Annotated in this window: 16 protein-coding genes and 2 pseudogenes; 7 read left to right on the top strand and 11 right to left on the bottom strand. The window is 56.2% G+C overall.

Annotated elements, in window-relative coordinates:
* Nucleotides 1-9 precede the first annotated feature (9 nt).
* Nucleotides 10-891, bottom strand: coding sequence for a LysR family transcriptional regulator (locus MKleb_RS01975; RefSeq protein WP_025107691.1), 882 nt, complete (start codon nucleotides 889-891; stop codon nucleotides 10-12).
* 103 nt (nucleotides 892-994) lie between these two features.
* On the opposite strand from MKleb_RS01975, the gene MKleb_RS01980 reads away from it, so the two are divergent.
* The 4 genes and pseudogenes from MKleb_RS01980 (at nucleotide 995) to MKleb_RS01995 (ending at nucleotide 3384) form a co-directional block, all read left to right on the top strand.
* A complete protein-coding gene (locus MKleb_RS01980) occupies nucleotides 995-1405 on the top strand; it encodes a CidA/LrgA family protein (protein ID WP_004097823.1) in 411 nt (136 codons plus the stop codon).
* Nucleotides 1398-2087: an LrgB family protein gene (locus tag MKleb_RS01985; protein ID WP_025107690.1), complete on the top strand. Its 690-nt coding sequence runs from the start codon at nucleotides 1398-1400 to the stop codon at nucleotides 2085-2087. Before MKleb_RS01980 ends, MKleb_RS01985 begins: the two co-directional genes overlap by 8 nt.
* A gap of 285 nt (nucleotides 2088-2372) precedes the next feature.
* A pseudogene (locus MKleb_RS01990) lies at nucleotides 2373-2627 on the top strand (IS1-like element transposase); the annotation flags it as partial.
* A 59-nt stretch (nucleotides 2628-2686) separates the two neighbouring features.
* A protein-coding gene (locus tag MKleb_RS01995; RefSeq protein ID WP_223274117.1) for an IS1 family transposase occupies nucleotides 2687-3384 on the top strand; the annotation gives its coding sequence in 2 pieces (ribosomal slippage) (nucleotides 2687-2936 and nucleotides 2936-3384; 699 coding nt in all).
* Here the strand turns inward: MKleb_RS01995 and acs are convergent.
* A pseudogene (acs, locus tag MKleb_RS02000) lies at nucleotides 3358-5052 on the bottom strand (acetate--CoA ligase); the annotation flags it as partial. The gene MKleb_RS01995 and the pseudogene acs overlap by 27 nt on opposite strands.
* Nucleotides 5053-5463: 411 nt before the next feature.
* On the opposite strand from acs, the gene gltP reads away from it, so the two are divergent.
* Nucleotides 5464-6777 carry a glutamate/aspartate:proton symporter GltP gene (gltP, locus tag MKleb_RS02005; RefSeq protein WP_004109428.1) on the top strand — a complete coding sequence of 438 codons (1314 nt, stop codon included), beginning with the start codon at nucleotides 5464-5466 and terminating at the stop codon, nucleotides 6775-6777.
* 36 nt (nucleotides 6778-6813) lie between these two features.
* Here gltP and MKleb_RS02010 read toward each other — a convergent pair whose 3' ends face one another.
* The 8 genes from MKleb_RS02010 to MKleb_RS02045 form a co-directional block, all read right to left on the bottom strand.
* Entirely contained in the window at nucleotides 6814-7497 is a 684-nt protein-coding gene (locus MKleb_RS02010) for a tetratricopeptide repeat protein (RefSeq protein ID WP_217076415.1), read from the bottom strand.
* 206 nt (nucleotides 7498-7703) lie between these two features.
* On the bottom strand, nucleotides 7704-9851 hold the full coding sequence (gene fdhF, locus MKleb_RS02015) for a formate dehydrogenase subunit alpha (RefSeq protein ID WP_217076417.1): 2148 nt from the start codon (nucleotides 9849-9851) through the stop codon (nucleotides 7704-7706).
* 261 nt (nucleotides 9852-10112) lie between these two features.
* Nucleotides 10113-11024 (bottom strand): allose kinase, encoded by a 912-nt coding sequence (gene alsK, locus MKleb_RS02020; protein ID WP_025107680.1) that lies wholly within the window; start codon nucleotides 11022-11024, stop codon nucleotides 10113-10115.
* The gene (gene alsE, locus MKleb_RS02025) at nucleotides 11008-11703 is read right to left on the bottom strand and encodes a D-allulose 6-phosphate 3-epimerase (RefSeq protein ID WP_025107679.1); all 696 of its coding nucleotides are present in this window, start codon (nucleotides 11701-11703) and stop codon (nucleotides 11008-11010) included. Before alsE ends, alsK begins: the two co-directional genes overlap by 17 nt.
* A 10-nt stretch (nucleotides 11704-11713) precedes the next feature.
* Nucleotides 11714-12694: a D-allose ABC transporter permease gene (gene alsC / locus MKleb_RS02030; RefSeq protein WP_014837152.1), complete on the bottom strand. Its 981-nt coding sequence runs from the start codon at nucleotides 12692-12694 to the stop codon at nucleotides 11714-11716.
* Nucleotides 12673-14205: a D-allose ABC transporter ATP-binding protein AlsA gene (gene alsA / locus MKleb_RS02035; RefSeq protein WP_025107678.1), complete on the bottom strand. Its 1533-nt coding sequence runs from the start codon at nucleotides 14203-14205 to the stop codon at nucleotides 12673-12675. Before alsA ends, alsC begins: the two co-directional genes overlap by 22 nt.
* A 65-nt stretch (nucleotides 14206-14270) precedes the next feature.
* Nucleotides 14271-15206 carry a D-allose transporter substrate-binding protein gene (gene alsB / locus MKleb_RS02040; protein ID WP_025107677.1) on the bottom strand — a complete coding sequence of 312 codons (936 nt, stop codon included), beginning with the start codon at nucleotides 15204-15206 and terminating at the stop codon, nucleotides 14271-14273.
* Nucleotides 15207-15265: 59 nt separating this feature from the next.
* Complete coding sequence (locus MKleb_RS02045; RefSeq protein WP_004097852.1) at nucleotides 15266-16153, bottom strand: MurR/RpiR family transcriptional regulator; 888 nt, start codon at nucleotides 16151-16153, stop codon at nucleotides 15266-15268.
* 363 nt (nucleotides 16154-16516) lie between these two features.
* Here MKleb_RS02045 and rpiB point away from each other — a divergent pair, with 363 nt between their 5' ends.
* Nucleotides 16517-16966, top strand: a complete 450-nt coding sequence (gene rpiB, locus MKleb_RS02050) for a bifunctional allose-6-phosphate isomerase/ribose-5-phosphate isomerase RpiB (RefSeq protein WP_025107676.1) — start codon at nucleotides 16517-16519, stop codon at nucleotides 16964-16966.
* A gap of 69 nt (nucleotides 16967-17035) precedes the next feature.
* Nucleotides 17036-17368, top strand: a complete 333-nt coding sequence (yjdP, locus tag MKleb_RS02055; RefSeq protein WP_014837157.1) for a DDRRRQL repeat protein YjdP — start codon at nucleotides 17036-17038, stop codon at nucleotides 17366-17368.
* 33 nt (nucleotides 17369-17401) lie between these two features.
* On the opposite strand, the gene phnP is transcribed toward yjdP, so the two are convergent.
* A complete protein-coding gene (phnP, locus tag MKleb_RS02060; RefSeq protein ID WP_025107675.1) occupies nucleotides 17402-18160 on the bottom strand; it encodes a phosphonate metabolism protein PhnP in 759 nt (252 codons plus the stop codon).
* Nucleotides 18161-18167 lie beyond the last annotated feature (7 nt).

The raw sequence follows: 18167 nt of genomic DNA on the forward strand, positions 1-18167 counted from the left end.
CCCGGGGACTTACTTCAGCCAGAACGCCTTACTGCACTCCAGCCACGCTCGCGCGCTGTGCGACAGATAAACGCCTTCCCGCCAAATCATCCCCAGCTCCCAGCGCAGATCGCTCTGCAACGGCATCCAGCAAAAGCTCTGCGGGTCGAGGCGCTGGCAAATCGGCTCCGGCAAAATCGCGATGCCAATCCCCGCCTGGACCATGGCGGCCAGAAAATCCCACTGTCCGCTGCGCACGGCGATGCGCGGCTTAACATCATGCTGAGCAAACAGCCGCATCAGCTGCTGGCTGAGGGCGAAATCCTCGTTGTAAATCACCAGCGGATGCGCGGCGAGCGCCTGCGGCGACAATGACCTGAGGCCCTCCCATTGTGCCGTTCTCGGCGTCAGTACGCAGAGCGGATGGCTGAACAGAGATAGCGTCGTCAGGCCACTGGCCTCATCAACCGGAAGTGCCGTCATGGCTAAATCCAGTTCGCCGTTGCTGACCGCCTGCTGCACGGTCAATCCGCCAAACTCGGAGATTTTCAACTCGATACCCGCATAGCGCTGGCGAAAGCGGCTAATCGGCTCGGCCATCAGCATGCCGACCATCGGCGGGATCCCGAGACGCAGTACGCCTTTGTGCAGATGATTAATATCGCTCAGCTCCGACTCCAGCTGGTGAAATTCGCCAAGGATGGCCTGCCCGCGCTCGAAAACCACGCGTCCGGTATCGGTCAGCAGCAGCCGGCGACCGTCGCGGATCAGCAGCGTGCAGTTCAGCTCATCTTCAAGGTTTTTAAGCATCTTGCTGATGGTGGGCTGCGTGACGAACAGTTTCTCCGCCGCGCGGGTAAAGCTTTGCTGGCGAACCACTTCGACAAAATAACGCAGCGTTCGGATATCCATAATTATTCCCTGAGACTATACCTGTGATGATTTTAATTCATTTCTGCCGCGCCGGGCGGCTCTCTATACTGCACGCCTGTCTTCTTTTTCAGGAATACCGCTCATGGCCTTTGCGCCAGCTCGCGTGACGCCCTTCGTTATGCAACGTCTTCAGGTACCGGTTCAGGTCCTGATCTACGCCGGACTGTTTGTCTGCGCTGAATATTTAGTTAACTGGCTGCACCTGCCCCTTCCGGCGAATCTGGTGGGCATGCTGATGATGCTGGCGCTGATCGTCTGCCGGGTCATTCCTTTAAACTGGGTACGCGCCGGAGCCCGCTGGCTGCTGGCGGAGATGCTGCTGTTTTTCGTACCGGCGGTGGTGGCGGTCGTCAACTACGCGCAGCTGCTGATGGTTGATGGCTGGCGTATCTTTCTGGTGATTGGCTTGAGCACTACGATGGTGTTGGGCGCCACGGCATGGGTGGTTGATAAAGTGTATCGCTATGAAGTCAGCAGGATGAAACATGAGTGATTTTCAGCTGAGCCTCCTGTGCCTTCTTGTCACGCTGGGACTCTATTTTGCCAACAAGCGGCTTTATCGCCGCTTCCATAAACTGCCGCTGATGCCGCTGGTTTTCACCCCGATCCTGTTGGTCATGATGCTGGTATTCGGCCATATCTCTTATCAACGCTATATGGGGGAGACGCACTGGCTGCTGTGGCTGCTGGGCCCGGCGACGATCGCCTTTGCCGTGCCGGTATACGACAACATGGCGATTATTAAGCGCCACTGGATGTCGCTGACGGCTGGCGTCACTACCGCCTCGGTTGTCGCGGTGACCAGTTCGGTGTGGCTGGCGCGATTATTTACCTTGCCTGATGAGATCCAGCGCAGCCTGGCGGTACGCTCCGTTACCACCCCCTTTGCGCTGGCGGCAGCCAAACCGCTGGGCGGCCAGCCAGATTTAGTCGCTCTGTTTGTCGTGGTCACCGGGGTATTCGGGATGGCGGTAGGGGATGTACTGTTTCTGCGTCTTTCTATTCGCGAAGGTATGGCAAAAGGGGCCGGATTGGGTGCCGCATCGCACGGCGCCGGTACCGCACGATCCTACGAGCTTGGCCCTCAGGAGGGCGTGGTCGCCAGCCTGGTGATGATGCTATCCGGAGTGGTGATGGTGCTGGCCGCGCCGCTGGTGAGATGGGCCATGTTCTGAACCCCTTTTTAATTAATCAACGCATACTCGCTAAGGTACTTTTCCATATCTCACGACTATTTATACTCATATGAATAGTCATTTCATCTTATCGAGATGAACGGTTAATTAAATATTCGTATTTGTAAGATAATCCGATGATATCATAGGTTTTATCCTTATTTGTCCCTCTCTTAAATTGTAATTAAATGTTTCAATTTGAGGTTTTTTTGATATTAATGAAGAATGTGGGTAATGGTGCCAACTTACTGATTTAGTGTATGATGGTGTTTTTGAGGTGCTCCAGTGGCTTCTGTTTCTATCAGCTGTCCCTCCTGTTCAGCTACTGAAGGCGTGGTGCGTAACGGTAAAAGCACTGCCGGACATCAGCGCTATCTCTGCTCTCACTGCCGTAAAACATGGCAGCTACAGTTCACTTACACCGCCTCTCAGCCCGGTACACACCAGAAAATTATTGATATGGCCATGAATGGCGTCGGATGTCGCGCCAGTGCACGCATTATGGGCGTTGGCCTCAACACGATTTTACGACACTTAAAAAACTGGTAATGGTGCCAACTTACTGATTTAGTGTATGATGGTGTTTTTGAGGTGCTCCAGTGGCTTCTGTTTCTATCAGCTGTCCCTCCTGTTCAGCTACTGAAGGCGTGGTGCGTAACGGTAAAAGCACTGCCGGACATCAGCGCTATCTCTGCTCTCACTGCCGTAAAACATGGCAGCTACAGTTCACTTACACCGCCTCTCAGCCCGGTACACACCAGAAAATTATTGATATGGCCATGAATGGCGTCGGATGTCGCGCCAGTGCACGCATTATGGGCGTTGGCCTCAACACGATTTTACGACACTTAAAAAACTCAGGCCGCAGTCGGTAAACTCACGCATACAACCGGGCAGTGACGTCATTGTTTGCGCGGAAATGGACGAACAGTGGGGTTACGTCGGCGCTAAATCACGCCAGCGCTGGTTGTTTTACGCGTATGACAGGATACGGAGGACGGTTGTGGCGCACGTATTCGGTGAACGCACGTTGGCCACGCTGGAGCGTCTTCTTGGCCTGCTGTCGGCCTTTGAGGTCGTGGTATGGATGACGGATGGCTGGCCGCTTTATGAATCACGCCTGAAGGGAGAACTGCACGTTATCAGCAAGCGATATACGCAGCGCATTGAGCGGCATAACCTGAATCTGAGGCAGCATCTGGCAAGGCTGGGCAGGAAGTCACTGTCGTTCTCAAAATCGGTGGAGCTGCATGACAAAGTCATCGGGCATTATCTGAACATAAAACACTATCAGTAAGTTGGAGTCATTACCCGGAATGCCGACCACCGCCGCTTCGGCGATTTTCGGATGCGACACCAGCGCCGATTCAATTTCGGCGGTACCCAGACGGTGGCCGGAAACGTTCAGCACGTCATCGACGCGGCCGGTGATCCAGTAGTAGCCATCTTCGTCACGGCGCGCGCCGTCGCCGCTGAAGTACATATTTTTAAAGGTGGAGACGTAGGTTTGTTCGAAGCGTTCGTGGTCGCCAAACAGCGTGCGCGCCTGGCCCGGCCAGGAATCGGCGATCGCCAGGTTCCCCTCGGTCGCGCCTTCCAGCGGCGCGCCTTCGTTATCCACCAGCACCGGCTGGACGCCGAAGAAGGGACGCGTGGCGGAACCGGCCTTCAGCTCGATAGCGCCGGGCAGCGGGGTGATCATAAAGCCGCCGGTTTCGGTCTGCCACCAGGTGTCCATCACCGGGCACTTCTCGTTGCCGATCTTCTTCCAGTACCACTCCCAGGCTTCCGGGTTAATCGGTTCGCCGACGGAGCCGAGAATGCGCAGGGAAGAGCGGTCGGTGCCTTCGATGGCCTTATCGCCCTCCGCCATCAGCGCGCGGATCGCCGTAGGGGCGGTATAAAGAATGTTGACCTGATGCTTATCGACCACCTGGCACATACGCGCCGGGGTCGGCCAGTTCGGTACGCCTTCGAACATCAGCGTCGTCGCGCCGCAGGCCAGCGGGCCGTAGAGCAGGTAGCTATGGCCGGTGACCCAACCGACGTCGGCGGTGCACCAGTAGATGTCGCCAGGATGATAGTCGAACACGTATTTAAAGGTTGACGCCGCATAGACCAGGTAGCCGCCGGTGGTGTGCAGCACGCCTTTTGGCTTACCGGTCGAACCGGAGGTATAAAGGATAAACAGCGGATCTTCGGCGTTCATCTCTTCGGGCTGGTGTTCCGCGCTGGCTTTCTCGATCAGATCGCTCCACCACAGATCGCGGCCTTCCTGCCAGTCGATTTTGCCGCCGGTACGTTTGAACACCACCACGTTTTCGATGCTCTTCACGTTCGGATTTTTTAGCGCGTCGTCGACGTTCTTCTTCAGCGGGATAGCGCGGCCGGCGCGCAGCCCTTCATCCGAGGTGATCACCAGGCGAGAGTTGGAATCGATGATACGGCCGGCGACCGCCTCCGGCGAGAAGCCGCCGAAAATGACCGAATGGATAGCGCCGATGCGCGCGCAGGCCAGCATGGCCACCGCCGCTTCCGGCACCATCGGCATATAGATAGCCACGACATCGCCCTTTTTAATGCCCAGATCGAGCAGGACGTTGGCAAAGCGGCAGACATCGCGATGTAGCTCGCGATAAGTGATGTTTTTGCTCTGGCTGGCATCGTCGCCTTCCCAGATGATGGCCGTCTGGTCGCCGCGCTCCGCCAGATGGCGATCGAGGCAGTTAGCGGCGAGGTTCAGCGTACCGTCTTCATACCACTTAATGGAAATATTGCCCGGCGCGAACGAGGTGTTTTTCACGCGCGTATAGGGTTTTATCCAGTCAAGGATTTTGCCCTGCTCGCCCCAGAAGGCGTCAGGTTCGGTGACGGACTGCTGATACTGCGCCTGGTACTGTTCCGGGTTAATCAGGCAACGTTCCGCAATATTAGCGGGAATAGGGTGTTTATGTATTTGGCTCATGGCTTTTTTTCTCCTGTAGGTTGTTAAATATATGTCAAATAAACGTTAATAGTAGGGGCTTTGGCGGCTTTGTTTGCTATTTGGGGGGCAGATCACGCAATAATTAAATTGAATGAAAAGCAATCAAATGAAACTTTGATATGAAATAATTTCTGAAGTGAATTTATAGAAAATGAATATATTAAATATTTTTTATAACAAATACTTATGCAACATAAGGTGGGGATATTAGCGGCTTTATGCATAAAACCAGAGTAAACCGCTGTTCTTAAAGACTTGCGCAGCATGCCGTGCAAATGATACTGATACTGCGCGTTAAATAACCCTATAAAGCAACGCAACACAATTCATACCCCTTTCAGTGGGTGCCATTACCTCCCGGAATGGCGCTTTTCATCGAGGAAGTCTGTAGTGAAGAAAAAAACAAAAGTCAGCCTGGCCTGGCAAATTTTGCTGGCTCTGGTGCTGGGCATACTTCTGGGCAGTTACCTGCATTACCATGCCGAAAGCCGTGACTGGTTAATCTCAAACCTGCTGACTCCGGCAGGCGATATCTTTATCCATCTGATTAAAATGATCGTCGTACCGATCGTCATCTCGACCCTGGTGGTCGGTATTGCGGGCGTGGGCGATGCGAAGCAGCTGGGCCGTATCGGCGCGAAGACCATTATCTATTTTGAAGTGATCACCACGGTGGCGATCGTGCTGGGGATTACCCTGGCTAATGTCTTCCAGCCGGGGAGCGGAATCGATATGTCGCAGCTGGCGGCGGTGGATATTTCGAAATATCAAAACACCACGGCGGAAGTGCAGAGCCACGCGCATGGCCTGATGGGCACGATCCTCTCGCTGGTCCCGACCAATATCGTGGCCTCGATGGCGAAAGGCGACATGCTGCCGATCATCTTCTTCTCGGTGCTGTTTGGTCTGGGCCTCTCCTCGCTGCCCGCCACCCATCGCGAACCGCTGGTAACGGTGTTCCGTTCTATTTCTGAAACCATGTTCAAAGTGACGCACATGGTCATGCGCTATGCGCCGGTGGGCGTGTTCGCGCTGATTTCGGTGACCGTGGCGACCTTCGGCTTCGCCTCGCTGTGGCCGCTGGCGAAACTGGTGATTCTGGTTTATTTCGCCATTCTGTTCTTCGCGCTGGTGGTATTAGGCATCGTGGCGCGGGTGTGCGGGCTGAGCATCTGGACCCTGATCCGCATCCTGAAGGACGAGCTGATTCTGGCCTACTCTACCGCCAGCTCCGAGAGCGTGCTGCCGCGGATTATTGAGAAGATGGAAGCCTATGGCGCGCCGGCGTCAATCACCAGCTTCGTGGTGCCGACCGGCTACTCCTTTAACCTCGATGGCTCAACGCTGTATCAGAGCATTGCGGCGATCTTTATTGCCCAGCTGTACGGTATCGACCTCTCCATCTGGCAGGAAATTACCCTTGTGCTGACGCTGATGGTGACGTCGAAAGGGATTGCCGGCGTACCGGGCGTCTCCTTCGTGGTGCTGCTGGCGACGCTGGGCAGCGTGGGCATTCCGCTGGAAGGTCTGGCGTTTATCGCCGGCGTTGACCGTATCCTCGATATGGCGCGTACCGCGCTGAACGTTGTGGGCAACGCGCTGGCGGTGCTGGTTATCGCCAAATGGGAACACAAGTTTGACCGCAAAAAAGCGCTGGCGTACGAGCGTGAAGTGCTGGGAAAATTTGATAAAACGGCGCAATAAAACAGCAAGCCCGGTGACATCGCACCGGGCTTTTTCTTATCTTTTACTGGTCCTGTCGAACTCTTCACAGCCGGTATCAAACCCCTCCTGACAGCTGACGTTGAGCCAGTGCAGCGCTTTCTGCTTGTTGGGTTCGATAAAGCCTTTTTCTCCCTGCTGGAAAAGCATCCCGGCCCAGTATTCAGCGTAGCCGGTGCGGGAGAGGGCAGAGCTCTCTTTAAAATACTGCGTCGCCTTTACGTCATCTTCCGGGGGGTGAACGCCGCTGGCGTAGATAAGCCCCAGCAGCATCTGGGCGTCGACGGCTGAATCGCTTTCCGGATCCTGGGCGGCATGCTGTAACAGGGAGATAGCGTGCGGATAGTTCGGCGTACCGGCCTGCTGGTTCACCAGCACCCGGGCGAGGACAATTTCTCCCGCCCTGCTGCCGGTCTGCACCGACTTTTCCGCCAGCGCTTTCGCCTGGCGGTAGTCGGCCTGCTGCGGATTGCGGATTTTGAGCTGAGCCAGCAGCGCCAGCGCATCGCCGTCGCCCTTGTCTGCCGCTTTCTGCGCCCAGTATTCAGCCTGCGGAAAATCGCCGAAGCTGACGTAAGTGTCGGCCAGGTAGTACTGCGCGCGCGGGTCGCCCGCTTCGGCCAGCGGTTTGTACTGGCTGCCGGGTTCCATGGCGCCTGCGGCGACGCTTGCCATCACCAGCAGTAAATAGAGGTATTTCATTTTTTATTATCGGTAGAGGACATAGCGAGCAGTATAAAGGCAGGTGAAGGAGAAGAAAACGACGGGAACGAGTGGGGGATATGAACGTTTTACTCGAACCATCGTGCCGTCTGTTTCCCCGGGGGCGGCGCTGACGCGCCTCGCCCGGGCTACGGATTGTGTAGCCCGGGCAGGTGCGAAGCACCGCCTCCGGGGAGGCGGCCTGATTAGCCCATCGCGCTTTCGCGCAGGCGGGTTTTCAGCTTATTGTACTCGTCAATCACGTACTGCTCGGCGGCCCGCTGGTCGGCAATCGGCTCAATGTTGACGGCGCAGTACTTGTACTCCGGCGTTTTGGTTATCGGGCTCAGGTTCTCGGAAACCAGCTCGTTACAGGCGCCAATCCACCACTGGTAGGTCATATAGACCGCCCCTTTATTCGGACGATCGCTGACCTGCGCGCGGGTGATAATACGGCCCTTACGCGAGTTCACCCACACCAGCGCCTCATCCTCAATGCCCAGACGTTCGGCATCGGCGGTGTTGATCTGCGCATAGCCCGGTTCATCCGCCAGCGCGGCCAGCGCCGCACAGTTGCCGGTCATCGAACGGCACGAGTAGTGGCCGACTTCGCGCACCGTCGACAGCACCATCGGGTATTCGTCGGTGAGCTTGTCAATCGGCGCGACCCAGTCGCAGGTGAAGAACTGCGCCAGACCGTTCGGGGTATCGAACTTCTCTTTAAACAGATAAGAGGTCCCCTGGTCGGCGTCGGACTCATCGCGGCACGGCCACATGACGTAGCCCAGCTCGCCCATTTTCTCGTAGGTGGCACCGTAGAAATCCGGGCACAGATGACGCAACTCGTCCCAGATTTCCTGAGTGTTGTTGTAGTGCATCTTGTAACCCATCCGGGTGGCGATTTCGCTGATGATCTGCCAGTCGGTTTTCAGGTCCCACTTCGGCTCTACCGCTTTAAAGAAGCGCTGGAAGCCGCGGTCCGCTGCGGTATAAACGCCTTCGTGCTCGCCCCACGAGGTGGAGGGCAGGATAACGTCGGCCGCTGAGGCGGTTTTGGTCATGAAAATATCCTGGACGATAACCAGTTCCAGATCGTCGAAAGCCTTACGCACGGCGGACAGCTCGGCGTCGGTCTGGAGCGGATCTTCCCCCATGATGTACGCCGCCCGCACTTCGCCATGCGCCGCGCGGTGCGGTAGCTCGCTGATGCGGTAGCCGGTGTGCGCCGGCAGGCTGTCGACGCCCCAGGCTTTGGCGAACTTCTCGCGGTTTTCCGGGAACTTAACGTACTGATAGCCCGGATAGGTATCCGGCAGCGCGCCCATGTCGCAGGCGCCCTGAACGTTGTTCTGGCCGCGCACCGGGTTGACGCCGACGCTCGGCTTGCCGAGGTTGCCGGTGAGGATCGCCAGGCTGGTCAGCGAATGTACGGTCTCTACGCCCTGGTAGAACTGGGTGACGCCCATGCCCCACAGGATGGCGGCGGATTTCGCGCTGGCGTACATGCGGGCGCAGGCGCGGATCTCCTGGGCACTCACGCCGGTAATCTCTTCCACCGACTCCGGCGTATAGCCTTCGACGATTTTGCGATACTCTTCGAAGCCTTCGGAACGGCTGGCGACGAAGGATTTATCGTAGAGATCCTCTTCGATGATCACGTGTCCGATAGCGTTGAGCAGCGCGATATTCGAGCCGTTCTTCAGCGCAATGTGCATATCGGCGATGCGCGCGGTTTCGATTTTACGCGGATCGCAGACGATGATTTTCGCCCCATTGCGTTTGGCGTTAATCACGTGATTCGCCACAATAGGGTGTGAATCTGCCGGGTTATACCCGAAGATAAACACGAGATCGGTGTTGTCGATCTCGGTGATGGCATTACTCATAGCGCCGTTACCGACCGATTGGTGCAGACCTGCAACCGATGGGCCGTGTCAGACGCGAGCGCAGCAGTCGACGTTATTGGTACCAATAACGGCGCGCGCGAATTTTTGCATCACATAGTTGGTTTCGTTACCCGTCCCGCGGGACGAACCGGTAGTCTGAATCGCGTCCGGGCCATACTTCTCTTTAATGGCGCTGAGGCGAGTGGCGACGTAATCGAGCGCCTCATCCCAGGAGACGGATTCCAGCTTGCCGCCGCGCTGGCGACGGATCATCGGGGTTTTCAGGCGCGGGGTAAGGATCTGGGTATCGTTAATGAAGTCCCAGCCATAATAGCCTTTCAGACACAGGGTTCCCTGGTTGGTTTTCCCCTGTGCCGCCTCCGCCCGAACGATTTTGCCGTTATCGACCACCAGGTTGATTTTGCAACCTGATGCGCAATACGGGCAAACCGTGACGACTTTTTTCATCGGTCTTGCTCCAGTTAATCAATTGGCGCATACGCGCTATCGCGCCGTCACTATGCATCTTCTATGCCATGTTTTCACTGTGGGTATTGACTGATGATACGTCGTTTTTTTGGGCGAAATGCTGACGAAAAACAGGCTATCGTCAGTTTTGACGTGTCGACGCGGGCGCCTGTGACGCGGCCGGGTAGCCCGGCCAGGCGCGCAGCACCGCCGCCGGGGATGTGGGAAGAGGCAGGTCCGGGCTTATGGGCGTTACCCCGGTCAGGTTAAATACCGGCTTCTCGCCAGCGCCGCCGCGCCCTGAGCGCCGTTAAACGCGGAAGAGGAGGCGGCGATAAAGCGTACGGCCTGATACGGCAGCGGACGGCGGACGTAGGTTTTGACCATGGCGATGACGGCGTCACGCGGGAAGGCGGGCATATCCATCACGCCGCCGCCGAGGATCACCGCATCGGGGTCGAACAGGTTGATGCTGGTGGCGATGGCGCGGGCGGCGTGGTTTAGCAGCTGCTGCACAAACGGCTCCCGCGCGGCGTGAACGAACAGCTCGCCCAGTTCATAGGCGCGCGGCTGCTGTTCATACCAGCGCTTTAGCGCAATCCCGGAGCAGACGGTTTCCAGACAGGCGGGGTTGCCGCAGGCGCAGGTGAGGGCGTCATCGCCCTGCGGAATATGCCCCAGCTCGCCCGCCACGCCGTGGGCGCCGGTCCACGGTCCGCCGTTCAGCCAGACCGCGAAGCCCATACCGGTGCCAAGATAGGCCGCCAGCACCTCCTGCTCCTGCAGGCCGTTCTGCTGCACATCAAAAGAGAGCTGCAGATTCACATCGCGGGAAAACTCCACCGGGCAGCCCAGCGCCGCTTCCAGCCGGTCGGCCAGGTTATACAGGTCGTCGGCGGCCAGCGGCAGATTGGGCGTTGAGATAATCGTCCGCTTGTCTTTTGCCACCAGCGCCGGAAACCCCATCACCAGCCCGCAGCAGTGGGCGTCGTGCTGGGTCAGCTGCTGCTGCAGCAGGTTTTTAATACCGTTGACCAGGCCGTCGGCGCTAATCACGTCGGCGGTGCGCCGCTTTTCGCAGTGCAACGCTTCGCCCTGCGCCGTTTGCAGGCAAAGCCGGATATGGGTCGCGCCCATATCCACGCCCGCGACGACGTTACGCTGTTTTTGCATGAGGCATTACCTCGCGTTTTGCCGTCAGGATCTGCTCTGCCATGATCTGCCACGCGTCTTCTATCTTATCGGCGTGATTGAAGAGGCCTGATGTGCCGACGATAAAGACGTCCGCGCCCGCCGCCATCAGTTTTTGATAGGTGGCTTTATTGCAGGAGCCGTCGATTTCGATCTCGTAGCTCAGCCCCTCGCGCTCGCGCCAGGCTTTCAGTTCGGCGATTTTTTCCAGCATCTCCGGGATAAACGGCTGCCCGGCGAAGCCCGGATCGACGGTCATCACCGTGATTTTGTCGGCTTTATGAATGTAGTACTTCATGGTCTCAACCGGGGTTTCCGGGTTAAGGATCAGTCCGACCTTCATGCCGTGGCGACGGATCTCTTCGATCAGGCGGAAGGCCTGGCCGTTAATCGTTTCCGGATGCAGGGTGATAAAATCCGCCCCCGCCTGCGCCAGCTGGCTAATGTAGTCCTGCGGGCGGGTGACCATCAGATGGCAGTCCAGCGGTTTGCTGGCCAGCTTTTTGACCTGGCTGACGAAAAACGGCGACAGGGTCAGGTTTGGTACAAAATGACCGTCCATAATGTCGATGTGAAAATAGTCTGCGTGCTGGTCGATAAACTCGATCTGTTCTTTGAATTTCAGCAGATCCATACACATTAAAGAGGGAGCAATTTTCATGATAAATTCCTTACTTACTGATAAGACGGTCGAGGGCGACAGCCGCGATGATTAATCCGCCCATTACCACCAGCTGGTAGTAGGTTTGTACTTGCAGGATGTTCAGTCCGTTGTTGATAGTGCCGATAATCAGGCCGCCGATGACCACCGAGAAGATGCGTCCTTTACCGCCGAAGAAGCTGGTGCCGCCGATGATGGCGCTGGCGATGGCGTAGGTTTCAAAGCCCATGCCGGCCAGCGGTTCCGCCGCCCCGAGGCGGGCGGTGGAGACCACGCCGGCCAGCCCGGCGCAAACGCCGGAAATGATGAACACCAGCAGCATGTGGAACTTGACGTCGATGCCGGAGTAGAAAGCGGAGTGCTTGTTACCGCCCAGCGCGTAGATGTTGCGGCCCACGCGCATACGGGTGGTCAGGAACCACAGGATCACCGCCACAATCAGCGAGAAGATCACCGGAACCGGAATGCCCAGCGGCGTGGCGGCGAAAAAGTTAACGAAATCAAAAGAAAACCCGTACACCGAGTTGGCATCAGAGATCACCAGCGTAATACCGCGGAAGATGGCGTTGGTGCCGAGGGTAATAATGAACGGATGCAGGCCGGTCCAGTTGACCAGGCAGCCGTTGATGGCCCCCAGCGCGCCGCCGACCAGCACGCCGCCAATCAGCGCCGCGAGGAACGGGTCGACGCCCGCCAGCATCAGCTTCGCGGTGACCATCCCGGAGAGCGCGAGGATCGCCCCGACCGACAGGTCGATCCCGGCGACGAGGATCGCGAAGAACTCGCCCATGCCGATCAGGACGGTGACCGAGCTCTGGACGAAGATCTGCGTAATATTGTTGGTCGTCAGGAAGTACTCTGACGACAGGGTGCCGAAGATGGCGACGATGATGGCGAGAATAAAAAAGGTGCCGTATTTATCCCAGAACAGCGCGAAGTTAAACGGTTTTTTCTCGCCCATTTCGCCTTTCACTCTTGTGGTAGTGCCCATGCCATAATCTCCTCTTCGCTCATGTCGTCGCGATTGGTCAGGATTTGCGTCAGTCGCCCTTCGCAGAACACGGCAATGCGGTCGCAGACGGCGATAATTTCAGGTAGTTCGGACGACACCATCAGGATGACTTTTCCGTCATCGGCCAGCTGGCGCATCACTTTATAAATTTCGGCTTTTGCGCCCACGTCGATACCGCGCGTCGGCTCGTCAAAAATGATCACTTCGGGGCTGCAGCATAGCCATTTGGAAATCAGTACCTTCTGCTGGTTGCCGCCGGAGAGCTCGGTGATGTTTTGATCGACCGAATGGCACTTCAGCGCCAGCAGCTTGCGCTGCTCCTCCGCCGTTCTGCGTTCGTCGCCTTCGCGGAACAGCCCCATGGCCCCTTTGTAGCCGCCGCGCTTCAGGCTCTGACTGACCGCCATATTCTGGGCGATGGAAAAATTGGGGAAAAAGCCGTTTTCCCGGCGGCTTTCGGTGATATACCCCATGCCTTTCTTTAAGGCGTCGAGCGGCGAGCGGGGCGAGATCGCGTTGCCGTTGAGGTATATTTCACCGCTGCTACGCTTATCGACTCCAAACAGGCAGTCCATCAGCTCGGTGCGCCCGGAGCCGACCAGCCCGGCAAAACCGAGAATTTCGCCGCGATTCACGCTAAATGAGATATCGCGTACCTTTTTCTTGTCATGGCTGGTGACGTTTTTCACTTCGAACACCGTCTCGCGGGCGATGTTGCCGGTGCTCTCTTTCATGGCGTTGAAGCGGTTTTGCAGCTCGCGGCCGACCATCAGGCGTACGATGTCGTCGTTATTCACTTCGCTGACCTTCCCGCTGCAGACGCTGCTGCCGTCTTTCATCACCGTGTAGCGGTCGCAGATGCGGCGTATTTCCGCCAGCTTGTGCGAGATATAAACAATGGCGGTGCCCTCTTTACGCAGCTGGTTCATGATCAGGAACAGATAGTCCACCTCTTTATTGGTCAGCGAGGAGGTCGGTTCATCCATGATCAGCACTTTAGCGTCGAGCATCAGCGTCTTGGCGATCTCCAGCATCTGCTTGTGGCTGATGGAGAGATTCGCCACCTTTTCGTCTAAATCGATCTTCAGCCCGACGCGCAGCAGCATCATCGCCGCCCGTACGCGCATTTCCTTCCAGTCGATAACGTTGACGCCGCAGACTTTTTTAGTCAGATGGCGGCCAATATATAAATTCTCCAGCACCGTTAATTCATCAATGACGCTGAGCTCCTGGTAAATAATACCAATGCCGAGCTGGGCCGCTAATTTATGGTCAAGCTTGTGGTAGTTAACGTTATTAATCGTAATGGTGCCTTTGGTCGGTTCATGTATTCCCGACAATACTTTCATCAGCGTTGATTTACCGGCACCGTTTTCCCCTAGTAACGCATGTATTTCATGGGGGTAAATAGTTAAATCAACCGATTTTAATGCGTGAACCGGGCCAAAGGATTTGCCGATCCCCGCCATTGATATATATGGCGTGAGCATAGAAAATTTCCTTTATTACCGCTGCGTGATTTCCCCTCTCCCAAAGAAAGAGGGGATTTACAAACCTATTTCGTCACCAGAATGGAATCCACCAGCGTAAACTGCGGGGCTTTATCCAGCGGGATGACTTTGCCGCTCTTCTCGGCGTCGACCATCAGCTTAAGACCCGTAGCGCCAATATCCGCCGGGTTCTGCGCGATAGTGGCGGTCATTTGCCCGGCTTCGACCATTTTGCGCGCTTCCGGAATACCGTCGGTACCCACCACCAGCACCTTGCCGGTTTTGCCGGCGTTCGCGACGGCCTGGGCGACGCCCATTGCCATGGTGTCGTTGGCGCAGTAAATCGCTTTAACGTTCGGGTTACGCTGCAGCACGTTCGTGGCGACGTCCAGCGCTTTGATGCGGTCCCAGTCGGCAGGCTGGCTGGCCACCAGCTTGATCTGGCTCGCTTTTTTGAAGGCTTCGGTGGCGCCGCTGCGGCGAGCTTCGCCTGAGGCGTTACCGGCTTTGCCTTCGATAATAGCGACTTCGCCGCCTTCCGCGCCGAGCTTGTCGATGATAAATTCCGCGCCTTTTGCCCCCACCGCCACGTTATCGGTGGTGACGAAACCTTCGACGTTGCCGCCGGCTTTCTTCAGGTTATCCATATCGATTTTTTCATCGAGGTTGACCAGAAAGATGCCCTTTTTCCACGCTTTGGCCACCGGCATGACCAGGTTTACCGAGGAGAGCGGCGCAAAGGCGATACCTTTGTAGTTTTTGTTGCTCAGGTCTTCAAACAGCTGCAGCTGCGACTGAAAATCCCCTTCGGAAGGCGAGGCAAAAATATCGACGCTTACGCCCAGCGTTTTGGCTTCGTCCTCAATACCCTTTTTCATATCCACCCAAAATGGATTGGATAAGGTTTTTAATACCACAGCATAATCGGCGGCGGCAAAGGCGCTGGTGGATAACATTACGCCCATGAGCGTGCCGCTGAAAAGTTTCAGATATTTATTCATGGCAGTATTCTCAGTGTAGGATACAGTTATATTGATCCCACCAGTGTGGGATCGGTTTTTTATTTAAGCGCGCCGGGTGAAAAGAAATTAACAATCGCGCCAGTTTTTTGCATATTTAAATTCGCTTGCTCAATGTTGAGCTGTGCAACGGAAACAAAAAACGCATCTAATAATGTGAGTTGTAATATACGCGCTGAGGCGTTACGCCCTAATAAAGGCGTCTCTGGTGCTGGCGAACAAATAATAAAATCAGCTAACTTGGCAATCGGCGAATGATAGCTATGGGTGATACAGATAATTTTCGCCCCGTTCTTTTTCGCCAGCTCCACCGCTGATTTGATATCGCTGGTGCGCCCGGAGTGCGAGACCACCAGCACGACATCGCCTTCCTTCAGCAGCGAGGCGGACATCATCATGATATGCGCGTCCGGGTAGGCCTGGCAGCGTACGCCGATGCGTAAAAACTTATGCTGCACGTCGGCGCAGATGGCGTTGGAGCCGCCCGCGCCGTACAGGTCGCGCTGGTTGGCCTGGGCAAAAAAGCGCGCCGCGCGGTGAATTTCGTCGACGTTCACGATCGACTGGCCTTCCATAATGGTGCGCAGGGTGATGTTGAATACCTTATTCACCACATCCTGCGGCGCATCATCAAAGGAGAGTTCGGTCGGTAACACCTGTTCAGACTGCGAAAAGTAGGCCTCCAGCGCGCTGCGCAGGTTACGAAAACCGCTAAACCCCAGCAGCTTAGAAACCTTAACGATCATGGCTTCTGATACCGACAGCGCTTCCGCGACGTCCTTGATTGCCGGCGCATCGCTGAGATTGCCGGGGGTAAGCAACCATTCAACGATACGGCTCTCGTTTTCGGTCATCCCTTCCTGCTTCATGCGAAGCCAGGGGGCAAGGCCGATGCCGTTAGGGAGCGAACTGGATTCTGTCTGACTCATCGCTTTCTCATTGTCCATAAAATGAAGACGACACTATATCACCACAGGCGAAACAAAAAAGATACCACCAACTTCACAAAATTATGTTTTTTATAAAGTTATGTTTATCGTGAAGTTTTGTTAATGTTGATTTTATCTTAATTTCTTATAAATTCATTATAAATCAGTGAATTACTGTTTTTTTTAGTTCTTTTTTTGCAAGGTGAAAATCATGTTAAATAACGCTTTCGTCTTGATTTGTAAAATTTGCCCGTGTAGAAAGGAGCCTGACGATGCTGTTTTCAGCGTTTCCTGGGGCATTTTTAGGCGTTTAAATCACAACGCTAACCATCCTTGTAAAGTTAACAACAGGCGAGGCTAAGTATGAAAAGGATTGCATTTGGCTGCGATCACGTCGGGATTATCCTGAAAGACGATATTCTTGCGCATCTGCGCCAGCGCGGTATTGACGTCGTAGATAAAGGCGCATGGTCCACGGAACGTACCGACTATCCGCGCTATGCCAGCGCCGTCGCTCAGGCCGTTGCCGCCGGCGAGGTCGACGGCGGGATCCTGATCTGCGGCACCGGCGTCGGCATCTCTATCGCCGCCAATAAGCACCCGGGTATTCGTGCGGTGGTGTGCAGCGAGCCCTACTCGGCGCAGCTTTCACGACAGCATAACAACACCAATATTCTGGCCTTTGGCGCGCGGGTGATCGGCCTTGAACTGGCGAAAATGATCGTCGATGCCTGGCTGGCTGCCGAATTTGAGGGCGGGCGACATCAGGGGCGAGTGGACGCCATCGGCGCGATTGAACAGCAGCGGATTTGAGATTCCTCCGCTACTCCCGGCGATAGCCCTTGATTAACGTAGAGCCAGCCCCCCGATGAGACTGGCTTTATGAAACGTTACTCTACCGCTTTGCTTATCTGCACCTTGTCCCTCGCCGGCCAGCTGGCGCACGCCGATATGATTGACGACGCGATCGGCAATATTCAGCAGGCCATTAATGATGCTTACCATCCGGGCGATAGCCGGTCTGACGATGATGACTATGATGATGGGCGCTATCAGGACAGCCGCCAGCAGAGCGCCGATCGCCAGCGGCAGTATGACGACCGGCGGCGACAGCTTGAGGATCGCCGACGCGAACTTGACGAGCGCCAGCGCCAGCTTGATCGGGACCGCCGTCAGTTGGAAAGCGACCAGCGCAGGCTGGATGATGATTATTGATGCGGCACGACCCGCGGCTTTCGCCGCGCCCGCTTAATCCAGCGCTATCTCCATGCCGTCAAATCCCGCTTCAAATCCCGCTGGTAGAGCATTTTCCATCATCCACGTATCGAAGCGGTGGCTGATATGGGTGAGGATCACCCGCGGGCAGCCGATGATCTGGTTAATGGCCCGCACGGTGTTCAGGTCGCAGTGGTTGCGCGGCGGCTGCGGGCGCGGCTCGTGGCTACAGTCGATAATGATAAGCTGCGGCTGGTTATTCAGCAGGAACTTCAGCGTTTTCTCCGGCAGCGCGGCGGTGTCGGATAGCCAGGCGACCCGGCTGTGGGCCGACTCCAGCAGATAGCCAAACGTGAGCCTTGAGTGGTTCAGCGGCAGCGGCGTAACGCGCAATCCCTGAAGTTCAAATCTTACAAAGGGTTCGACGGTATGGCTGAAATCCAGCAGGCCAGGATGCTTAAACAGATCATCGCAGCCCTGTTCATCCGGGGGGCCGTATACCGCAATAGGTTCGCCCACGCCCCAGCGCAGCGGGAACAGGCCTTGAACGTGATCCATATGATAATGGGTGAGCAGAAACTGCTGAAAGCTGCCGGCGGGCCACTGGATCATCAGGTCCGGTAGCCCGGCATCGAGCAGGGTCACCGCGTTGTTGTATTTGACGACCGCGCTACAGGGACGGCGACGATGCGCTTCGTCGACGCGGGCGCGGCGGCAGGCGGGGCAGTCGCAGCCGAAAACCGGTACCAGCTGCGCGCCGCCGGTGCCGGTTAAGCGGATAGTCAGGCTCATCTCTTCT

The organism is Klebsiella sp. PL-2018 (assembly GCF_019048985.1).
In the GTDB taxonomy this organism is placed as follows: Bacteria; Pseudomonadota; Gammaproteobacteria; order Enterobacterales; family Enterobacteriaceae; genus Klebsiella; species Klebsiella michiganensis.

Coding starts and splice junctions, on each gene's coding strand:
- MKleb_RS01975 (WP_025107691.1), bottom strand. CDS start 891: ATGGATATCCGAACGCTGCGTTATTTTGTCGAAGTGGTTCGCCAGCAA.
- MKleb_RS01980 (WP_004097823.1), top strand. CDS start 995: ATGGCCTTTGCGCCAGCTCGCGTGACGCCCTTCGTTATGCAACGTCTT.
- MKleb_RS01985 (WP_025107690.1), top strand. CDS start 1,398: ATGAGTGATTTTCAGCTGAGCCTCCTGTGCCTTCTTGTCACGCTGGGA.
- MKleb_RS02010 (WP_217076415.1), bottom strand. CDS start 7,497: ATGAAATACCTCTATTTACTGCTGGTGATGGCAAGCGTCGCCGCAGGC.
- alsK (WP_025107680.1), bottom strand. CDS start 11,024: ATGCAAAAACAGCGTAACGTCGTCGCGGGCGTGGATATGGGCGCGACC.
- alsE (WP_025107679.1), bottom strand. CDS start 11,703: ATGAAAATTGCTCCCTCTTTAATGTGTATGGATCTGCTGAAATTCAAA.
- alsC (WP_014837152.1), bottom strand. CDS start 12,694: ATGGGCACTACCACAAGAGTGAAAGGCGAAATGGGCGAGAAAAAACCG.
- alsA (WP_025107678.1), bottom strand. CDS start 14,205: ATGCTCACGCCATATATATCAATGGCGGGGATCGGCAAATCCTTTGGC.
- alsB (WP_025107677.1), bottom strand. CDS start 15,206: ATGAATAAATATCTGAAACTTTTCAGCGGCACGCTCATGGGCGTAATG.
- MKleb_RS02045 (WP_004097852.1), bottom strand. CDS start 16,153: ATGAGTCAGACAGAATCCAGTTCGCTCCCTAACGGCATCGGCCTTGCC.
- rpiB (WP_025107676.1), top strand. CDS start 16,517: ATGAAAAGGATTGCATTTGGCTGCGATCACGTCGGGATTATCCTGAAA.
- yjdP (WP_014837157.1), top strand. CDS start 17,036: ATGAAACGTTACTCTACCGCTTTGCTTATCTGCACCTTGTCCCTCGCC.
- phnP (WP_025107675.1), bottom strand. CDS start 18,160: ATGAGCCTGACTATCCGCTTAACCGGCACCGGCGGCGCGCAGCTGGTA.